This is a genomic window from Providencia alcalifaciens, assembly GCF_020271745.1.
In the GTDB taxonomy this organism is placed as follows: domain Bacteria; phylum Pseudomonadota; class Gammaproteobacteria; order Enterobacterales; family Enterobacteriaceae; genus Providencia; species Providencia alcalifaciens_B.
In genome coordinates this window covers 851,474-869,241 of the sequence record NZ_CP084296.1, presented here as the reverse complement: position 1 = coordinate 869,241, position 17,768 = coordinate 851,474, and the positions used below count along the sequence as shown (strand labels likewise).

Here is a 17,768-nt window from a genome sequence, read left to right as displayed (position 1 = left end):
AGTATTAGATAAAACAACAAATTAGTAAGTTTAATCTTTTGACTCCGGTACGGGGGAAGACATGGTTGCATTAGATAAAGATCTGCAATCCAGACAACTGGCTAGAGAGCTGGTTAGCAATGCGAAACAAGCACAAAAAATCTTTGCGACTTTTTCGCAGGAGAAAATCGACAGTATTGTTAAACACATTGCGACAGAGTCTGCACGTCATGCAGAAGAGTTAGCAAAAATGGCAAATGAAGAGACGGGTTTTGGGAAGTGGCAAGATAAAGTCCTGAAAAATACGTTCGCTTCAGTTCGTGTGTATGAACATATTAAAGATCTGAAAACAGTTGGCATCATTAATGATGACAAAATCAATAAAGTCATGGATGTGGGTGTTCCGTTAGGGGTGATCACGGCGCTGGTGCCTTCGACTAACCCAACCTCAACCATTATCTATAAAACATTGATTGCCTTGAAAGCCGGTAACGCAATCGTCTTCTCCCCCCATCCAAACGCGAAAGCATGTAGTTTTAGAACGCTTGATATCGTCAAAAAAGCGGCACTTGAAGCGGGTGCGCCAGCAGGTATCGTCGATGGCGTGACGATGCTGACACTGGAAGCGACAAAAGAATTAATGCACAGCAAAGATGTTTCTCTCATTCTGGCAACGGGTGGGGAAGGCATGGTACGCGCGGCTTATGCATCTGGCACACCAACAATCAGTGGTGGCCCTGGTAACGGCCCTGCTTTCATTGAACGTAGCGCGGATATCAAAAAAGCAGTCAGTGACATCATTACTAGCAAAACGTTTGATAACGGTGTGATTTGCGCATCTGAGCAATCCATCATTGTTGAACGCTGCATTTACAACGATGTTCATCGCGAGTTATTAGCTCAAGGCGCTTACTTCATGAATGAAGATGAAGCGAAGCGTATGGCTTCGATGCTACTGAGAGCGAATGGCACGATTAACCCTGAAGTTGTCGGAAAAGACGCGATTACATTGAGCCAACGTGCGGGCTTTAGTGTTCCTGCTAACACGCGAGTGTTAATTGCATTACAAGACACGGTCTCACCGAAAAACCCGTATTCACGGGAAAAACTGTGCCCAATCTTAGGCATGTATGTTGAAGAGGATTGGCGCTCTGCATGCCACCGCGTTGTTGATTTGCTGACTAACGAAGGCTTAGGACACACCCTGGTGATCCACACCCAAAATGAAGACGTTATTCGCCAGTTTTCTCTCGAAAAACCGGTTAACCGTATTTTGATTAATACGCCAGCGGCACTGGGTGGAATTGGTGCAACCACCAATATTACACCAGCGCTGACATTAGGATGTGGAGCGATTGGAGGTGGTTCTAGTTCTGACAACGTCGGTCCGATGAACTTGCTCAATATCCGTAAAGTCGGTTATGGCGTGCGTTCCATTGATGATTTGAGACAACCCGCACCAGTGAGTGCTCCGGCTTACTCAACATCGCCAATTGCGCCTACTGGGCATGGAAATCAAGCGTCTGTCAGTATTCTCGATGATGACCGTTTCCGTCAGGCTCAGCCAGTAAAAGCTCAAAGTAATAGCGCTGCGGATAACCGATTTGCTAATGCAGTGAGTCATGCTGACGTTGCTGAAGCGGTTGCCACCCATGGGGATATCACGGAAGAGAATGTCGAGCAGATTATTAAGGCCGTTCTCGGACGCCTAAATAAGTAATTCATTGAGATAAGGCGGGTAAATCATGATTTTGGCAAAGGTAATAGGGCATGTTGTCGCAACGCAGAAATGCCAAGAGCTTAGTGGCAGTAATTTACTGATGATCACGGCGCTTGGCGATGATCTCAAACCGTTGAAGGATAAAACGTATGTTGCGGTGGACAGTGTAGGCGCAGGTATTAATGACCTTGTTCTGGCGGAAGAGTACTTCGCATTGAATAAAGACAAATACAAAGCGATGTCCGTGGTTGCCATTGTTGAAAAAGTGTATCGAGATGGTAGGGAGTAAATAACGCATGAGCCAGTTTTTGATTAAACCAAGGGTGCAATTCGGTGCGAATGCTTTGGATTATTTATCTCAGGTTAACGCCCAGCACGCGTTTATCGTCACCGATAAAGCGATGGTGAAATTTGGGTTAGCTGACGAAGTGATTCATCGATTATCTCAACAGGGAATTTCATTTTCTCTGTATGACGATGTAGTACCGGATCCAGAAATCTCGTCCATCGTAAAGGGCATGAAAATCATGGATAGCCAATATCCAGATTTAGTGATTGCACTGGGTGGTGGTTCGGTGATTGATGCAGCAAAAGCGGTTATTTACTCCCTATGGCATACCCGCCAAGACAGCCATAGAGCCAAACCTCATTTTGTGGCTATCCCGACAACCAGCGGGACAGGCTCTGAAGTTACGTCTTTTTCGGTGATCAAGTCTCACTCTGAGAAGTTGGTGTTGGTTGATGAGTTTATGTTGCCCGATGTGGCGATTTTAGACCCTGTTTTAGTGAAGTCAGTCCCTGCCACTATTACAGCAGATACCGGAATGGATGTGCTATGTCATGCCCTAGAAGCTTATGTTTCACGCAGTGCCTCTGACTTTTCAGATGCGCTTGCCGAGAAAGCCGTTCAGTTGGTTTTTGCCCACTTAATTGATGGCTACCGTGACGGCAGTAACTTAGTGGCTCGTGAAAAAATGCATAACGCATCGTGTATTGCAGGAATGGCGTTTACCAACGCATCCCTTGGGATCACCCATAGCTTAGCGCACGCGCTTGGTGGCGTGTTCCACATTCCACATGGTCGCGCGAATGCGCTATTGATGGCTCAAGTGGTGGCGTTTAACGCAGGGCTGGAAGAGGGCTGTGAAACCAACGCAGCGAAGCGTTATGCCGATTTAGCCAGAAAACTTAATTTACCGGCCTCAAATATACGTGAAGGCGTTGAGAGCTTAATGATGGCAATCAACGTACTGAAAGATGAAATGAATATGCCGAAAGGCATCCACGCTACAGGCGTCAATGAAACTGATTTTAATGCCCGTTTAGGGGAAATGGTTGGACAGGCGTTGCGCGATAGTTGCACGCCGACTAATCCACGGGACGTAAATGAAAAGCAGCTAGAAGCACTGTACAGACAGTCTTTTTAATAGTTAACGCTTTTTATGTGATGAATAACGAACTAGAAAGAATATCAGGAGAGGCTAACATGGCCAAATATGCTTTGACCCCACGTGTAAAAACACTGGCTGAACGTTTAAGTGCTCGCAATTGCTCAATCATTACCGAACGTGCCAACATTCTTGAAACCGTCAGAAATCAATTAACAGGGGCGCCTCAAGCGATTAAACCCGCTCAGCGTTTTTATGAGTTTATTCGTAGTTTCCCCGCTTTTATTGCCCAAGATGAATTGATCATTGGTAGCCAATCTTCAACACCTCGTGGTGCAATCTTCCATACAGAAGATGAAGTACACAGCCAGAGTATTTATGAGTTTTTAGCGGGTGATAGCACAATCGCCGCCCCGGATTATTTAGTCGTTCTGAATGTCGGGTTTGCCGAAATTAAAAATCAGCTAGAAAATCGCGTCAGAAATATTGGCAGTGCCGTTAGCCGTAATAGTATCGATGAAGCAAATAACTGCCGTGCAGCAATTTATGCCTGTGATGCTGCCATCCATTTTGCAAACGCTTTAGCAGTACGAGCAGAAAATCTTGCGGCAACAGAGGCTAACCCATATCGTCGCGCTGAATTGCAAGAAAGTGCGGAAGTATTACGCCAAGTGCCTGCAAAACCAGCACAAACCTTTAAAGAAGCTTGCCAAGCGTTCTACTTATTACAACTGATTTTGCATTTAGAAAATGGCAGCTATGCCGTGAACCCAATGGGCTTCGACAAAGCCATTTATCCATTCTATCAGCGCGATATTGAGCAAGGTCGATTAACTCAACAACAGGCTTACGAAATTGTTGAAAGCTTATGGTTAAAATTGGCTGAGCTGTCTGAAGTGCGTGCAACGCGTGCCATTGATGGTTATCCAATGTTTGATGCACTTAAAGGCGGTGTCTACCTTAATGATCCGCAAGTCTGCATCAACGAACTTTCCGCGATGATGCTTTCTGCTCATGAAAATATCAGTGCAATTAATGCGGGGTTAAAAGTCCGTTTATATTGCGGTCAAGCAAGCTCGCAGCCTCAATATTCTGCGGCTTCAGCCAGTTATGTAGCACCCTCGGTTCAACAAGATAATGAATTCAAAGTAATGGAAGGGTTAACGCCGCGCTTACAGCGTTTGCGTAACCGCTATCTAGAAGCGCGTCCAAGCGTGTCTATCTATCGCGCATTAGCCTTTACGGAAGTGGTGAAGAATAACCCAGGTTTACCGCCGATTTTATTACGGGCAAAAGCGTTCCGTCGGGCATGTGAAACTGCGCCTATCTTGATTCAGCCTGAAGAGCTGATTGTCGGTCACCCATGTGGTAAAGCGCGTGCAGGTGCATTTTCACCGGATATTGCATGGCGTTGGGTGGTGGACGAACTCGATACGATGAGCACCCGCCCACAAGATCCATTTGTGATCTCCGAAGAAGATAAAAAAGTGATTCGTGAAGAAATCGCGCCATTCTGGGAAGGTCGTTCTCTGGATGAAATTTGTGAAGCGCAATATCGCGAAGCTGGGGTTTGGGAATTCAGCGGCGAAACCTTTGTGAGTGACTTGTCTTATCACCAAATCAATGGTGGCGGTGATACTTGCCCAGGTTATGACGTATTGCTTTTCACCAAAGGCATGAATGGGATTAAAGCGGATGCTCAGGCAAAACTGGCTGAATTAAGCATGCAAAATCCAGATGATATCGACCGCATCTATTTCTATAAAGCTTCGATTGAAACCTGTGAAGGTGTGGTGGCTTATGCACATCGCATCGCTGAACATGCCCGTGAACTGGCTTCACAAGAGACAGATCAGAAACGTCGTGAAGAGTTACTGACCATTGCGCAAGTGAACGAAAATGTACCAGCGAATCCACCAAAAACATTGCAAGAAGCGCTGCAAAGTATTTGGACGGTGGAATCCTTGTTTGAAATTGAAGAAAACCAAACAGGACTGTCATTAGGCCGTTTAGACCAATACTGTTTCCCAATGTATGAAAGCGATATTCAATCGGGTCGTTTAACCCAAGACCAAGCACTGGAAATGATGCAGGCGTTTATCATCAAATGTGCGGAATTAATGTGGATGTCTAGTGAGCTGGGTGCTAAATATTTCGCTGGATATCAGCCATTTATCAACTTAACGGTGGGTGGTCAAAAACGCTCGGGTGGTGATGCGTGTAACGATTTAACGTACTTAATTATGGATGCAGTCCGTTTCGTGAAAGTTTATCAGCCATCATTAGCATGCCGTATTCATAACCAATCGCCACAAAAATATATGGAAAAAATCGTCGATGTGGTGAAAGCCGGTATGGGCTTCCCTGCCTGCCACTTTGATGATTCCCATATCAAAATGATGCTGCGTAAAGGCTTTGATTTTGAAGATGCTCGCGACTATTGCTTAATGGGCTGCGTGGAACCACAAAAATCAGGTCGAATTTATCAATGGACATCAACAGGTTATACCCAGTGGCCAATCGCCATTGAATTTGTCCTGAATCGTGGTCGGATGGTGCTGTTCGATAGTCACCAAGGTTTAGATACTGGGGATCTGCGTAACCTGAAAACCTTCGAAGATTTCGATAATGCCGTGAAAGCGCAAATTGCCCATATTGTTCGCCTGTCGGCGATTGGTACGGTCATTAGCCAGCGTGTTCACCGTGATATCGCGCCAAAACCGTTGATGTCTTTGCTGGTGGAAGGCTGTATGGAAAAAGGGAAAGATGTTGCAGCGGGTGGTGCAATGATTAACCACGGTCCGGGGCTGATTTTCTCTGGCCTAGCAACCTATGTTGACTCAATGGCGGCTATTCGCAAAGTGGTTTATGAAGAAGGTCGCTACACCTTAGAGCAAGTGCGTGATGGCCTGCTTGCCAACTTTGAAGGTTATGAAGAATTACGTCGTGATTGCCTAAATGCACCTAAATTCGGTAACGATGATAACTACGTCGACCAATATGCATTGGATATTACCGAGTGGACTGAACGCGAGTGCCGCAAGTACGACATGCTGTATTCCACATTGAGCCACGGGACATTATCCATTTCGAATAACACACCGATTGGCGAGCTAACCGCCGCGACTGCGAATGGTCGTTTAGCGTGGATGCCGCTGTCGGATGGGATCAGCCCAACTCAGGGGGCGGATAAACAAGGCCCAACGGCGATTATTAAGTCCATCAGTAAGATGAACGTGGAAACGATGAACATCGGTATGGTGCATAACTTTAAGTTCTTAAAAGGCTTATTGGATACACCGGAAGGTCGCAATGGGTTAATCACGTTGTTAAGAACGGCATCCATTTTGGGTAACGGTCAAATGCAGTTCAGCTACGTTGATAACGAAATGCTGAAAAAAGCCCAGCAAGAACCGGAGAAATATCGTGATTTAATCGTTCGTGTTGCTGGCTACAGTGCTTACTTCGTTGAGTTATGTAAAGAGGTTCAGGACGAAATCATCAGCCGTACCGTGATTGAGAAATTCTAAACCCAATCTGGGTGGGGATAGGCTGCTATTCCCACCATACATAATAAAAACAATAAGTTTGAAACTGTTTTGGAGATGCAATGATGAACACAGCGGCAGAAATCAGAGGGCGGATATTTAATATCCAGAAATACTCAATTTATGACGGTGATGGCATTCGAACTCTGATTTTTCTTAAAGGATGTAATATTCGTTGTCCTTGGTGCGCTAACCCTGAAGGGTTAAGTAGCCAATTCCAAGTGATGTTTTCCCACGACAAATGCGTTGGATGTGGGAAGTGTGTGGATGTCTGCCCTGCGGGGATCCATTACATGACCACCAATGAGCAAGGGGAAGCCGTCCATCGCGTAAATCGTAGTATTGACTGTATCGGTTGCCGTAAATGTGAGGAAGTGTGCATTTCTGATGCGCTAGACATTATGGGAAAAGATGTCACGGTTTCTGAAATGATGGAAATCATCATGCAGGACTACGATTTTTATATTTCCTCGGGCGGTGGTGTCACGATTGGTGGCGGTGAAATGAGTTTACAGACAGATTTTGCCGTTGAGCTTTTGCGTGAATGCAAAAAAATGATGATCAATACGGCGGTGGAAACGCAAGGTACAACGTCATTAGCGAATTATGAAAAATTAGCCGAAGTTGTCGACCTATTCCTATTTGATGTTAAGCATATCGATACCGTTGAGCACAAAAATCTGTTTGGTATTGGTAATGAAAATGTGCGTCGTAACCTCGAAAGATTAATGGAACTCGGGGCAAATGTGGTGATGCGCATGCCTTTAGTTCGCGGATATAACGATTCTTTTGATGCAATAACAGGCGCAATTGAATACGCCATGGAATTGTCGAAACGCGGCAATTTAAGTCGAATCGATATTTTACCTTATCACCAGCTTGGCCGCGGAAAATACGACAAGCTCGACATGATTTATCCCATCAAGAAAGACCCAACCTACAGCGCGGAAGAGTTAGACCAATTAGAGGCTTTCTTTAAAAAATTCGATTTCGACATTCGACTGGTTCGTCACTAAGTAGGAGAGAAAAATGAAAAGTTTAGGTGTCATTGAGACTTACGGGCTGACATCAGCAATACAAGCTGCGGATGCTGCATGCAAAGCGGCGAGTGTCGAGATTGTTGGCTACCGCAAAATTGGTTCTGGATTAGTTTCTGTCTGTTTTCAAGGGGAAATTAGTGCAGTAAGAACCGCCGTTGACCATGGTGCATCGGTTATCAGCCATCAAGACCTATTAAAAGGCACATTAGTCATTGCTCGCCCAGAAGAGCGAGTGATCACCCAGCTGCTATCCACTAAGCATAAAGCGAGCGAAGAAGAAAACGGTGTTGAACAACCGGTCGTTGAGGCGCCTGTGGCGATGGCTGTCGAGATTGCCGCTGTGGAGCCAAAAGCTGACGTGCGTAAAGGGAAAAAATCATGATAAACCAGCAGCTGATGGGAAAAATTCTGTCTCGCTTAGCTATGTCAAACCCAGCCTCAATGATTGATAGCCCCATTGCTATTCCTGTGGGCGTTTCGAATCGTCATGTCCATCTTTCACAAGACGATGTTACCGCACTTTTTGGGGAAGGTTATCAACTGACGCCATTTAAAGATTTGAAGCAACCAGGTCAATTTGCGGCAAAAGAGTGTGTGATGGTGGTTGGACCTAAGGGGTCTATCAGTAAAGTGCGAGTGTTAGGACCAACACGACCAACCACTCAGTTGGAAGTCTCGAAAGCAGATTGTTTTGCATTAGGTATTAAAGCGCCAGTGCGTGAATCTGGAGATTTAAATCAATCGGGGAGTGCGTTGTTAATCGGTCCTGCTGGGCACGTTAATCTTTGTGAACAAGTCATTTGTGCTCAGCGTCATATTCACATGAATTTAATGGATGCTAGGTCGCTAAATGTCTCCAATGGACAGCGAGTATGTGTGCGCACTGAAGGGGAACGTAGCCTCGTATTTGATGAGGTCGTTGTTCGAGTGGATGCAAGGTTTTCTCTGGAATTTCATATTGATACAGATGAAGCTAATGCGGCAGGGTTACGCAACAGTGACAGCGTGTTTGTTGTCAGCTAAGTGCTAAATGAGCGGTGACAATATGAGCGAAAAAATGATTGAGCAGATAGTGTTACAGGTACTGCAACAGCTGAAACGGCGAGTATTGGTGTTATTGTCCCCAAGCCAAGATTATCAACAGGCGGTTTATCAGCGTTTATTGCAATTACCTTCAATGTCTTTTTCTTTCTATGCCACCAAGGAAATGCTAACGCAATCGACGATAAATCAATGGAAAGAAATTGGACAATGTTTTGATGTTCATACCTTTAATATGGAAAAACTCGCAAAATTTCACGGGGTTTTTCTCCCTTTCATGGGAACGAAGGTACTGAATGAAGTCGTAAATGGCTTGGCAATCAGCGAAGAGAGCGAAATTATTATCCAAACACTCTCACGAAATATTCCTATTATGGCATTGAAATATCATTGCTGCCCTGACAGTGATTTAAATCAAATATTAGGTTTAAATCAAAATGAACATTATAACCGCCTTATTAAAGAGAATATGAATAAGGCTATCTCATTAGGGATTCAATTCGATACATTTAATAATATTGAAAATAAAATGCTCATTACAAATAATGAAATATCGAGTGAAAATAAAATAAACCAGAATCGCTATATTACTTTGAGAGAAGTAATGAATGACCCAAAGGAATATTCTTTAAATAAAAATAAATTAACAGATTCAGCAATGGATTATTTAAAGTCTCTAAAAAAATAAATTTTATTTCAATTTAATATTTTAAACGTCTATCTATGTAGGAGTCTTATCTATGTCCTCTAAAGCAAAATCATGGCTTTGGATGCTAGCGGTTATTATTTCTGAAACCTCAGCAACATCCACATTGAAAATGTTCGATAATAGTGAAGGAACAACTAAATCATTATTATTAGGTTTAATCGTCGTTCTTTATGTCATTTGTTATTACTCTCTTTCTCGTGCAGTAAAATATATTCCAGTTGGGCTTGCGTATGCGACTTGGTCAGGTACCGGTATTTTAATGGTTTCAACTTTAGGAATGCTGTTTTATGGGCAGCACCCCGATATGGCGGCAATTATTGGGATGGGGGTTATTGCCTCTGGGATCGTGATTATGAACCTGTTTTCTAAAATGGGTTCGGATGAGGCGGAACCGGCTGAAAATTCGGATGCGTCACTGTCTTCAACCAACAAAGTTGCTCATTAATAAGAAGAGAGAAATATTATGTTTACTGGATTTTTATGGTTAGCATTATCAATTGGTTCAGAAATCACGGGCACATCGATGATCAAAAAAACCAATAGCTTTAGTAAATTAGGCCCATCAATTTTAGTGATTGTGGCTTATTGTCTGTGCTATTTCGCGTTAACACGTGCAATGGGGTATATCCCTGTTGGGGTTGCGTATTCTTTATGGTGTGGGTTTGGTATTGTCGGTGTGACGTTAGTTTCGATGATTTTATACAAACAAAAACCGGATGTGCCCGCAGTTTTCGCGATGGGATTAATTATCTCTGGCGGCATTATTATGAATACTTTCTCAAATATGTAACCTCACGTTTTATCTCTCTTGTACCCATTGATTATTGCCTGCCATTATCAGGTGATAATCAATGACTGTTTCACAACATAAAATGAATGTTTGACGCTAAGGGCCTCTATCTATCCTATGCTAATTTAAGCCATTAACATCGTTTAATTTAGGAATAAAGATATGCAAATTATTGAGTGGGACGACTTTACGAAAGTGGAAATGCGTATTGGTACGATTATTCGTGCAGAAGTGAACAGTAAAGCCAAAAAGCCCGCTTATGTGATGGATGTGGATTTAGGGGAATTGGGAATTAAGTGCTCAAGCGCACAAATCACCGTGCATTACACCCCTGAAAGTTTAATTGGCAAACAGGTTTTATGTGTGTGTAATTTTGAAGTTAAACGTATTGCTGGCATAAAATCTGAAGTATTAATTACAGGTGCTCCCGATGAAACGGGTGCCATTGTATTAGCTGAATTTAATCTACCTGTGCCGAATGGTTCTCGCCTAGCTTAAGCCGTAAGGCGCAGACCATAGACAAACCCATCAGGTTTGGAAATGGCTCGTTTGGGTTGTAAAATTAACGAGGAAAATCAATTTATTGATTTTCGCCTGATAACACAAAGAGGGAAAAATCACACTTTTATCCCTCTTTGTCATCCACCTAAGCCGTCAGGCTGCATTTTTTTGATTAAAACCGTATACTCCTACCGTATGCCACCCAGTAGGAGCTTGCCTTGTTATTACCTGAATTGCACTATCGCCAATATTCCCAAGAGGTGATTTCTCATCAACATGATGGGCAATGGCAGGTAGTCTTTGCGTTATCAGGGGCGATGGAGATCAATATGCATCGTCAACACTGGCTGCTAAATGCAGGTCAGGGCGTGGTGATCCCCCCGAGTGTTAGTCACGCTTTCAGTGGGCAAGAAGGCAATCAAAATTATGTGCTGGAAATGCCTGCAACGGCACAATGGTCATTAAATGAGGGAATGACCCATTTCACGCTGACGCCAGCGGCGGTGGGGTTATTAAATTGGTTGCAACGTTTTCCTCAAGCGGCAGAACAAAATTTTGCGATTGCTCGCCTATTATTGGCTCAATTAAAACCGGAAAACCGCTGGGTGGATGAGCTGGTTCATTGGGTGGAGTTACGTCTGCATTTACCGATAAGCTGCGAGGATATCGCCTGTGCATTTTATATGTCAGTCAGTACCTTACAGCGTAAAGTGAAAGCGGAAACGGGGCTCACGGTCATGCAATTTTTATTGCAAAAACGGATGGAGACCGCAGGAAGTTTATTATTAACTCACCAAACCATTGAGCATATTGCCACCTTGGTAGGGTATGATTCTCACTCTGCTTTTAGCCAAGCATTTCGTAAGTTTTACGGTAAAACCCCTCAGGAATATCGTCTGCAATCCCTATCCAAACGTTAATTCTTCGCTATTTAGACTCTAAATGTTCTGAAATTGTCACTGCGTATTCCCCATATAAAAAGTCGGTATTGATATTGGCTTGTTTGAGTTTTAATTCAAGTAAGGCTAATTGCTTACTGATGGCTACATAATTGGGGTCATCGGCAGAGAGTTGCTGTAGCATATGACATAAATTCAGTGCTTCTTTTTTCTGTTGCAGTTCAGGCGGCAGATACCCAGAATTTTTAAGAATACGATAGCTCGCCCTTAATTCTTCAGGCACTAGGCTGTCATCATCAAGCTGCAAAGGCTTCCCTTCACCGTTGAGATTGGATAACTCTCCTTTATTTAAAGCGTCTTGAATATGACGCTCTGCCCAAAGATCAATGACAGACATTATGGCTCGCTCTGTAGTGAATAGGCGTCGATTATAGCGCTGATTAATCTAGATTAAAAACGTACATTAACCAGGCTAATTGGTATTTTATTTCACCACCTTTAACTCAAATTTATTGTAATTGTAAAAATGAGCATTAAGCGAATTAAATGAAATAAAACTGATAAAATTTGATATTTATATAGTTAAAAATAATAAAAAATGGATCATTAATATGATTAAATTGTTAACTTGACCACATTTCTTATATTTCATGATATTTATTTTTTTTGGTTTTAGTTATTAACATAAATAAAATTTATCAAAATAAATGTTGTATTTTTACGGGCTTAACGTTGATTGTTAGTTTATGTGTTCGATTTGTATCAAATTTGTTGTTTTGAAATTATATACTTGTGATTAGGTGAAGGAAAAAACATTGTGTAATGTTCATTTCTCTTGTTTATAAGGAGAATATATGGAACAAAAAAAACAAGAGGGTAGCCGTTTTTTACGAACGGTTGAATGGCTGGGGAATGCTCTGCCACACCCTGTTATTCTATTCATTATCTTAATTGGGATTTTATTAGTCTCCTCCGCCGTTGGTCAGTATTTTGGTATTAGTGTACCGGACCCTCGCCCTGAGGGTGCAAAAGGTCGTGCTGAAGACGGAATCATTCATATTGTTAGCCTGTTAGATGCTGAAGGCATCCGTAAAATTTTGTCTAATGTGGTCACCAACTTTACGGGGTTCGCGCCTCTAGGCACGGTATTAGTTGCTCTTTTAGGGGTAGGGATAGCAGAACGTGCCGGTTTATTATCTGCGGCAATGCGTCTGATTGTTATCAAAGCGCCTCGTAAATTAACCACCGTTGCGATTGTTTTTGCAGGAATAATGTCTAATACCGCGGCAGAACTGGGGTATGTGGTATTGATTCCGCTGGCTGCGATTATTTTCCATTCATTAGGTCGCCATCCATTAGCTGGGCTTGCTGCTGCATTTGCAGGGGTATCCGGTGGATATTCAGCGAACTTGCTATTAGGTACAGTGGATCCGTTACTGTCAGGGATCACTCAGCAAGCCGCTCGAATTATTGACCCTACCTATATCGTCGGGGCGGAAGCCAACTGGTACTTTATGTTTGCCAGTACCTTCTTAATCACTATCTTGGGTTATTTCATCACAGAGAAAATTGTTGAGCCGCAGTTAGGTCCTTATCAAGGCGGTGGTATCGATGAAGATGAAGATAAACTCCGAGCCTCAGCTGAAGTGACGCCGCTTGAGAAAAAAGCGCTATTCTGGGCATCGGTGACTTTCTGGGGATTAGCGGCAGCATTAGCCTTAATGGTGGTGCCTGAAAGTGGAATTTTACGTAACCAAGAAACTGGGTTAGTGAGTAATTCACCTTTCTTAAAAGCAATCGTGGTGTTTATCTTTATTTTCTTTGCAGTTCCAGGGATTGTTTACGGCTATATTGCAAAAACCATGCGTAGCGACAAAGATGTGGTTGATGCGATGGCCAGCGCAATGAGTACCTTGGGTCTCTATTTAGTCATCATTTTCTTTGCAGCGCAGTTTGTTGCATTTTTTGGCTGGACCAATATTGGTCAAGTTATTGCAGTTAAAGGCGCTAATTTCTTAAATAGTATTGACCTACACGGTGGAATATTATTTGTTGGCTTTATTCTGATTTGTGCCTTTATTAACCTGATGATCGGCTCGGCTTCCGCTCAATGGGCTGTGACGGCTCCGATATTTGTTCCAATGTTAATGTTAGCAGGCTATTCCCCAGAAACTATCCAAGCGGCTTATCGTATTGGTGATTCAGTGACCAATATTATTACACCAATGATGAGCTATTTTGGCTTAATTATGGCAATAGTCGTCAAATATAAGAAAGATGCAGGGATTGGTACCTTGGTTTCAATGATGTTGCCATACTCGATTATTTTCTTTATTGGTTGGTCTCTATTCTTTATTATCTGGGTGTTTATTTTGGGATTACCGGTAGGACCAGGATCACCAATTTATTTTACTCCTGGAAGTTAATTTAATAATGATTTTATAAGGGTAAATAGATTTTTATTTACCCTTTAATGTTTTTAGATATGTATTTTAAATTAGCTATAAATTGATAATCATAAGAGGTTTTTTATGAGCTTTGATTAGATTGTTAATTTTATGGAATTAAATATTTGTTGTTTCATTAGTATTATCCTAAAATTAATTTAGAAAGACAGTTTGTTTTTATGGCTATGTCAATAATAGACTTGTTTTTAATTTTTTTTATTGGTTATTTTTAATAAAAATAAGGTGGATAATATGTATAGAATGACAGTTTCTGCAAAATTATTTCTGGCCTCTATTTTTACTCTTTTATTCATGTTTCCTATTTTTTGTTATTTAATCATTTTTCAATAATCAAGAATTTATTATTTAAATTAAGTGTTTATTTTCGATATATTGTGAAAATAAAACACGTAGATTGTCATGTAAGTGTCATTTGCTAGAGATATGGTCGTCATCAATCTGTCATGAGCTGGCGATATTTCTGTCATTTCTCGGTGATAAATTCTCTCTCGAACATAAACTGCGTGAATTCGCACATTTTAGTGTAAATCTCGGCGGATAAACTTCAGTCATAATAAAAGAGAGAATTGGCATGGCATCGATCAAACAGTCTGCTTTAGCAATGATGTTAGGCATAGCGTTTAGCAGTCAAGGAATGGCAGTCACCACAATCCCATTCTGGCATTCAATGGAAGGTCAGCTTGGTGAAGAAGTGAATGACCTTGTCACTCGCTTTAATGAAACTCACCCAGATTACAATGTAGTTCCCACTTATAAAGGGAATTACGAGCAAAGCCTCGCGGCGGGAATTGCGGCATTTCGTTCTGGCAATGCGCCTGCAATATTGCAAGTTTATGAAGTTGGTACTGCGACGATGATGTCATCCAAAGCCATCAAACCCGTCTACGAAGTTTTCCAAGATGCTGGAATTGATTTTGATGAATCTCAGTTTGTGCCTACCGTTTCGGGTTACTACAGTGATGCGAAAACAGGGCATTTGTTATCCCAGCCTTTCAATAGCTCTACTCCGGTGCTTTATTACAATAAAGAAGCCTTCAAAAAAGCGGGTTTAAATCCAGATACCCCACCAAAAACATGGCAGGATCTTGCTCAATATACTGAAAAACTGCGTGAATCAGGGATGAAGTGTGGTTACGCCAGTGGTTGGCAGGGCTGGATACAAATTGAAAACTTCAGTGCATGGAACGGGTTGCCTGTCGCATCGAAGAATAATGGCTTTGACGGCACAGATGCCGTGCTGGAGTTTAATACACCAGACCACGTCAGGCACATTGAGCAGCTACAAGATATGAATAAGAAAGGTACGTTCACTTACTTAGGACGTAAAGATGAGCCAACCGAAAAATTCTATAACGGGGATTGTGCCATTATTACAGGCTCCTCCGGTTCTTTGGCGAACATTCGCAAGCACGCTAAGTTTGATTTTGGTGTTGGTATGATGCCCTACGATGCACAAATTCCAACGGCACCACAAAATGCCATCATTGGTGGTGCGAGCTTGTGGGTGATGGGCGGTAAAGATCCCGAGACGTATAAAGGTGTTGCGGAATTTATGAAATTCTTAGCTGAACCTGAAAATGCCGCGAAATGGCATCAAAATACAGGATATTTACCCATTACAACGGCAGCGTATGAGTTAACCCAACAATCTGGATTTTATGACAAAAACCCGGGGGCGGATATTGCCACTCGCCAAATGTTGAACAAAGCACCATTGCCTTATACCAAAGGATTACGCTTAGGTAACATGCCACAAATTCGTACCATCGTAGACGAAGAGCTGGAGTCCGTGTGGTCAGGTAAAAAGACCCCACAACAAGCCCTTGATGCCTCTGTTGAGCGTGGTAACCAATTACTGCGCCGTTTTGAAAAATCCACTCAGTAATGAGTTCTTTCGCCCCTCTTGATGGAATTAAGAGGGGCGCTGCATCACATCTGATTTATTGGGTTGCTTATGTCATCATCTCGTCCCGTCTTTCGTTCCCGGTGGTTACCTTACGCGTTAGTACTACCGCAGCTCATCATTACGGTGATTTTCTTTATTTTGCCTGCTGGGCAAGCGCTTTGGTATTCATTACAACGTATTGATCCCTTTGGATTATCCAGTGAATTTGTCGGGTTAGAAAACTTCACTCAACTCTTCAGTGATAGCTACTATGTAGATTCTTTCTATACCACGATGATTTTTAGTGCTTGGGTCGCAGGAAGTGGGCTTGTAGTCTCGCTGTTTTTCGCGGCTTTGGTTGACTATGTGATTCGAGGAAGCCGTTTTTATCAAACGCTTATATTGCTACCTTATGCGGTAGCTCCTGCTGTTGCAGCGGTTTTATGGATGTTTTTGTTTAGTCCCGGCAGAGGGTTGATTACCTATGGTTTGGAATCCATAGGCTATGACTGGAACCATGCACAAAATAGCGGTCAGGCGATGTTTTTAGTCGTTTTAGCCTCAGTTTGGAAACAAATCAGTTATAACTTTTTATTTTTCTTCGCTGCCTTGCAATCTATTCCACGCTCTTTGATGGAAGCGGCGGCTATTGATGGTGCGGGGCCTATCCGCCGTTTCTTTAAAATATCCTTACCATTAATTACCCCGGTGAGTTTCTTTCTACTGGTGGTGAATTTGGTGTATGCCTTCTTTGATACTTTCCCTGTGATTGATGCGGCAACGGGCGGGGGGCCAGTTCAAGCGACGACGACACTGATTTATAAGATTTATCGTGAAGGCTTTTCAGGGCTCGATCTCTCTTCATCCGCTGCACAGTCCGTGATTTTAATGGGCTTGGTGATCATCCTAACGGTGATTCAATTCCGTTTTATCGAGCGTAAGGTACGTTACCAATGATTGAGAAAAATCGTGGACTGAGCATATTCAGTCATTCCATGCTGGTGATGGGGATTTTAGTGATTTTATTCCCACTGTATGTGGCCTTTGTTGCCGCGACACTCGACGATAAAGCGGTCTTCGATACCCCCATTACCTTAATACCTGGCTCTCATTTATGGGAGAACATTCTGCATATTTGGAATAACGGCGTGGCAGCGAACAGCGCCCCATTTTGGTTGATGTTAGTGAACAGCACCATTATGGCGTTGGTGATAGCGATTGGAAAAATGACGATTTCGATGTTATCGGCATTTGCCATCGTTTGGTTCCGTTTTCCGTGCCGTAGCCTATTTTTTTGGATGATTTTCATCACGTTAATGTTGCCTGTCGAAGTGCGAATTTTCCCCACGGTAGAGGTGATTTCTAACTTAAACATGGTGGATAGTTACGCTGGGCTAACTTTGCCGTTGATGGCATCCGCCACGGCGACCTTTTTATTTCGCCAATTTTTTATGACGCTGCCGGATGAACTGATTGAGGCAGCACGTATTGATGGTGCTTCACCAATGCGGTTTTTCATCGACATTGTGCTGCCGTTGTCCAAAACAAACTTAGCCGCGTTGTTTGTGATCACGTTTATTTATGGTTGGAACCAATATTTGTGGCCGATTTTGATCGTTGCAGATCCCAGCTTAGGAACAGCAGTTGCGGGGATCAAAGGCATGATCGCATCGGGTGAAGGGACGACTCAATGGAATCAAGTGATGGCGGCAATGCTGCTCACGCTGATTCCACCAGTTCTTGTGGTATTAGCTATGCAGAGGGCGTTTGTGCGTGGCTTGGTCGATAGTGAGAAATAAG

Annotated in this window: 17 protein-coding genes; 16 read left to right on the top strand and 1 reads right to left on the bottom strand. The window is 42.8% G+C overall.

Annotation, left to right across the window (positions count from 1 at the left end; all coding sequences use genetic code 11):
• Window positions 1-61: 61 nt before the first annotated feature.
• The 12 genes from LDO51_RS03870 to LDO51_RS03815 all read left to right on the top strand — a co-directional run bounded on the left by LDO51_RS03870 (window position 62) and on the right by LDO51_RS03815 (window position 11,636).
• Window positions 62-1,699, top strand: a complete 1,638-nt coding sequence (locus LDO51_RS03870) for an acetaldehyde dehydrogenase (acetylating) (RefSeq protein ID WP_225576426.1) — start codon at window positions 62-64, stop codon at window positions 1,697-1,699.
• Window positions 1,700-1,724: 25 nt separating this feature from the next.
• The gene (locus tag LDO51_RS03865) at window positions 1,725-1,988 is read left to right on the top strand and encodes a EutN/CcmL family microcompartment protein (RefSeq protein WP_036949246.1); all 264 of its coding nucleotides are present in this window, start codon (window positions 1,725-1,727) and stop codon (window positions 1,986-1,988) included.
• Window positions 1,989-1,995: 7 nt separating this feature from the next.
• Window positions 1,996-3,126 (top strand): 1-propanol dehydrogenase PduQ, encoded by a 1,131-nt coding sequence (locus tag LDO51_RS03860; RefSeq protein ID WP_225576425.1) that lies wholly within the window; start codon window positions 1,996-1,998, stop codon window positions 3,124-3,126.
• 59 nt (window positions 3,127-3,185) lie between these two features.
• The gene (gene cutC, locus LDO51_RS03855) at window positions 3,186-6,617 is read left to right on the top strand and encodes a choline trimethylamine-lyase (RefSeq protein ID WP_225576424.1); all 3,432 of its coding nucleotides are present in this window, start codon (window positions 3,186-3,188) and stop codon (window positions 6,615-6,617) included.
• A gap of 83 nt (window positions 6,618-6,700) precedes the next feature.
• Window positions 6,701-7,651: a choline TMA-lyase-activating enzyme gene (cutD, locus tag LDO51_RS03850; RefSeq protein WP_154603192.1), complete on the top strand. Its 951-nt coding sequence runs from the start codon at window positions 6,701-6,703 to the stop codon at window positions 7,649-7,651.
• Between the two features lie 13 nt (window positions 7,652-7,664).
• Window positions 7,665-8,057 carry a BMC domain-containing protein gene (locus LDO51_RS03845; protein WP_225576423.1) on the top strand — a complete coding sequence of 131 codons (393 nt, stop codon included), beginning with the start codon at window positions 7,665-7,667 and terminating at the stop codon, window positions 8,055-8,057.
• Window positions 8,054-8,698, top strand: coding sequence for a phosphate propanoyltransferase (pduL, locus tag LDO51_RS03840; RefSeq protein ID WP_225576422.1), 645 nt, complete (start codon window positions 8,054-8,056; stop codon window positions 8,696-8,698). Before LDO51_RS03845 ends, pduL begins: the two co-directional genes overlap by 4 nt.
• 22 nt (window positions 8,699-8,720) lie before the next feature.
• Window positions 8,721-9,404 carry a hypothetical protein gene (locus LDO51_RS03835; protein ID WP_225576421.1) on the top strand — a complete coding sequence of 228 codons (684 nt, stop codon included), beginning with the start codon at window positions 8,721-8,723 and terminating at the stop codon, window positions 9,402-9,404.
• Between the two features lie 52 nt (window positions 9,405-9,456).
• Entirely contained in the window at window positions 9,457-9,870 is a 414-nt protein-coding gene (locus LDO51_RS03830; RefSeq protein WP_225576420.1) for a DMT family transporter, read from the top strand.
• Between the two features lie 18 nt (window positions 9,871-9,888).
• Window positions 9,889-10,215: a DMT family transporter gene (locus LDO51_RS03825; RefSeq protein WP_036949254.1), complete on the top strand. Its 327-nt coding sequence runs from the start codon at window positions 9,889-9,891 to the stop codon at window positions 10,213-10,215.
• A gap of 162 nt (window positions 10,216-10,377) precedes the next feature.
• Window positions 10,378-10,713 (top strand): tRNA-binding protein, encoded by a 336-nt coding sequence (locus tag LDO51_RS03820; RefSeq protein WP_225576419.1) that lies wholly within the window; start codon window positions 10,378-10,380, stop codon window positions 10,711-10,713.
• Between the two features lie 221 nt (window positions 10,714-10,934).
• Window positions 10,935-11,636: a helix-turn-helix transcriptional regulator gene (locus LDO51_RS03815; protein ID WP_225576418.1), complete on the top strand. Its 702-nt coding sequence runs from the start codon at window positions 10,935-10,937 to the stop codon at window positions 11,634-11,636.
• A gap of 7 nt (window positions 11,637-11,643) precedes the next feature.
• On the opposite strand, the gene LDO51_RS03810 is transcribed toward LDO51_RS03815, so the two are convergent.
• Complete coding sequence (locus tag LDO51_RS03810) at window positions 11,644-12,012, bottom strand: DUF1992 domain-containing protein (protein ID WP_154639373.1); 369 nt, start codon at window positions 12,010-12,012, stop codon at window positions 11,644-11,646.
• 457 nt (window positions 12,013-12,469) lie between these two features.
• Between LDO51_RS03810 and LDO51_RS03805 the strand changes: the two genes are divergently transcribed.
• The 4 genes from LDO51_RS03805 to ugpE all read left to right on the top strand — a co-directional run bounded on the left by LDO51_RS03805 (window position 12,470) and on the right by ugpE (window position 17,767).
• Entirely contained in the window at window positions 12,470-14,041 is a 1,572-nt protein-coding gene (locus tag LDO51_RS03805; RefSeq protein ID WP_225576417.1) for an AbgT family transporter, read from the top strand.
• A 613-nt stretch (window positions 14,042-14,654) separates the two neighbouring features.
• Window positions 14,655-15,968, top strand: coding sequence for a sn-glycerol-3-phosphate ABC transporter substrate-binding protein UgpB (ugpB, locus tag LDO51_RS03800; protein WP_225576416.1), 1,314 nt, complete (start codon window positions 14,655-14,657; stop codon window positions 15,966-15,968).
• A 69-nt stretch (window positions 15,969-16,037) separates the two neighbouring features.
• A complete protein-coding gene (gene ugpA / locus LDO51_RS03795; RefSeq protein WP_225576415.1) occupies window positions 16,038-16,925 on the top strand; it encodes a sn-glycerol-3-phosphate ABC transporter permease UgpA in 888 nt (295 codons plus the stop codon).
• Window positions 16,922-17,767, top strand: a complete 846-nt coding sequence (gene ugpE, locus LDO51_RS03790; RefSeq protein ID WP_225576414.1) for a sn-glycerol-3-phosphate ABC transporter permease UgpE — start codon at window positions 16,922-16,924, stop codon at window positions 17,765-17,767. The genes ugpA and ugpE overlap by 4 nt, the downstream gene beginning before the upstream one ends.
• Window position 17,768 lies beyond the last annotated feature (1 nt).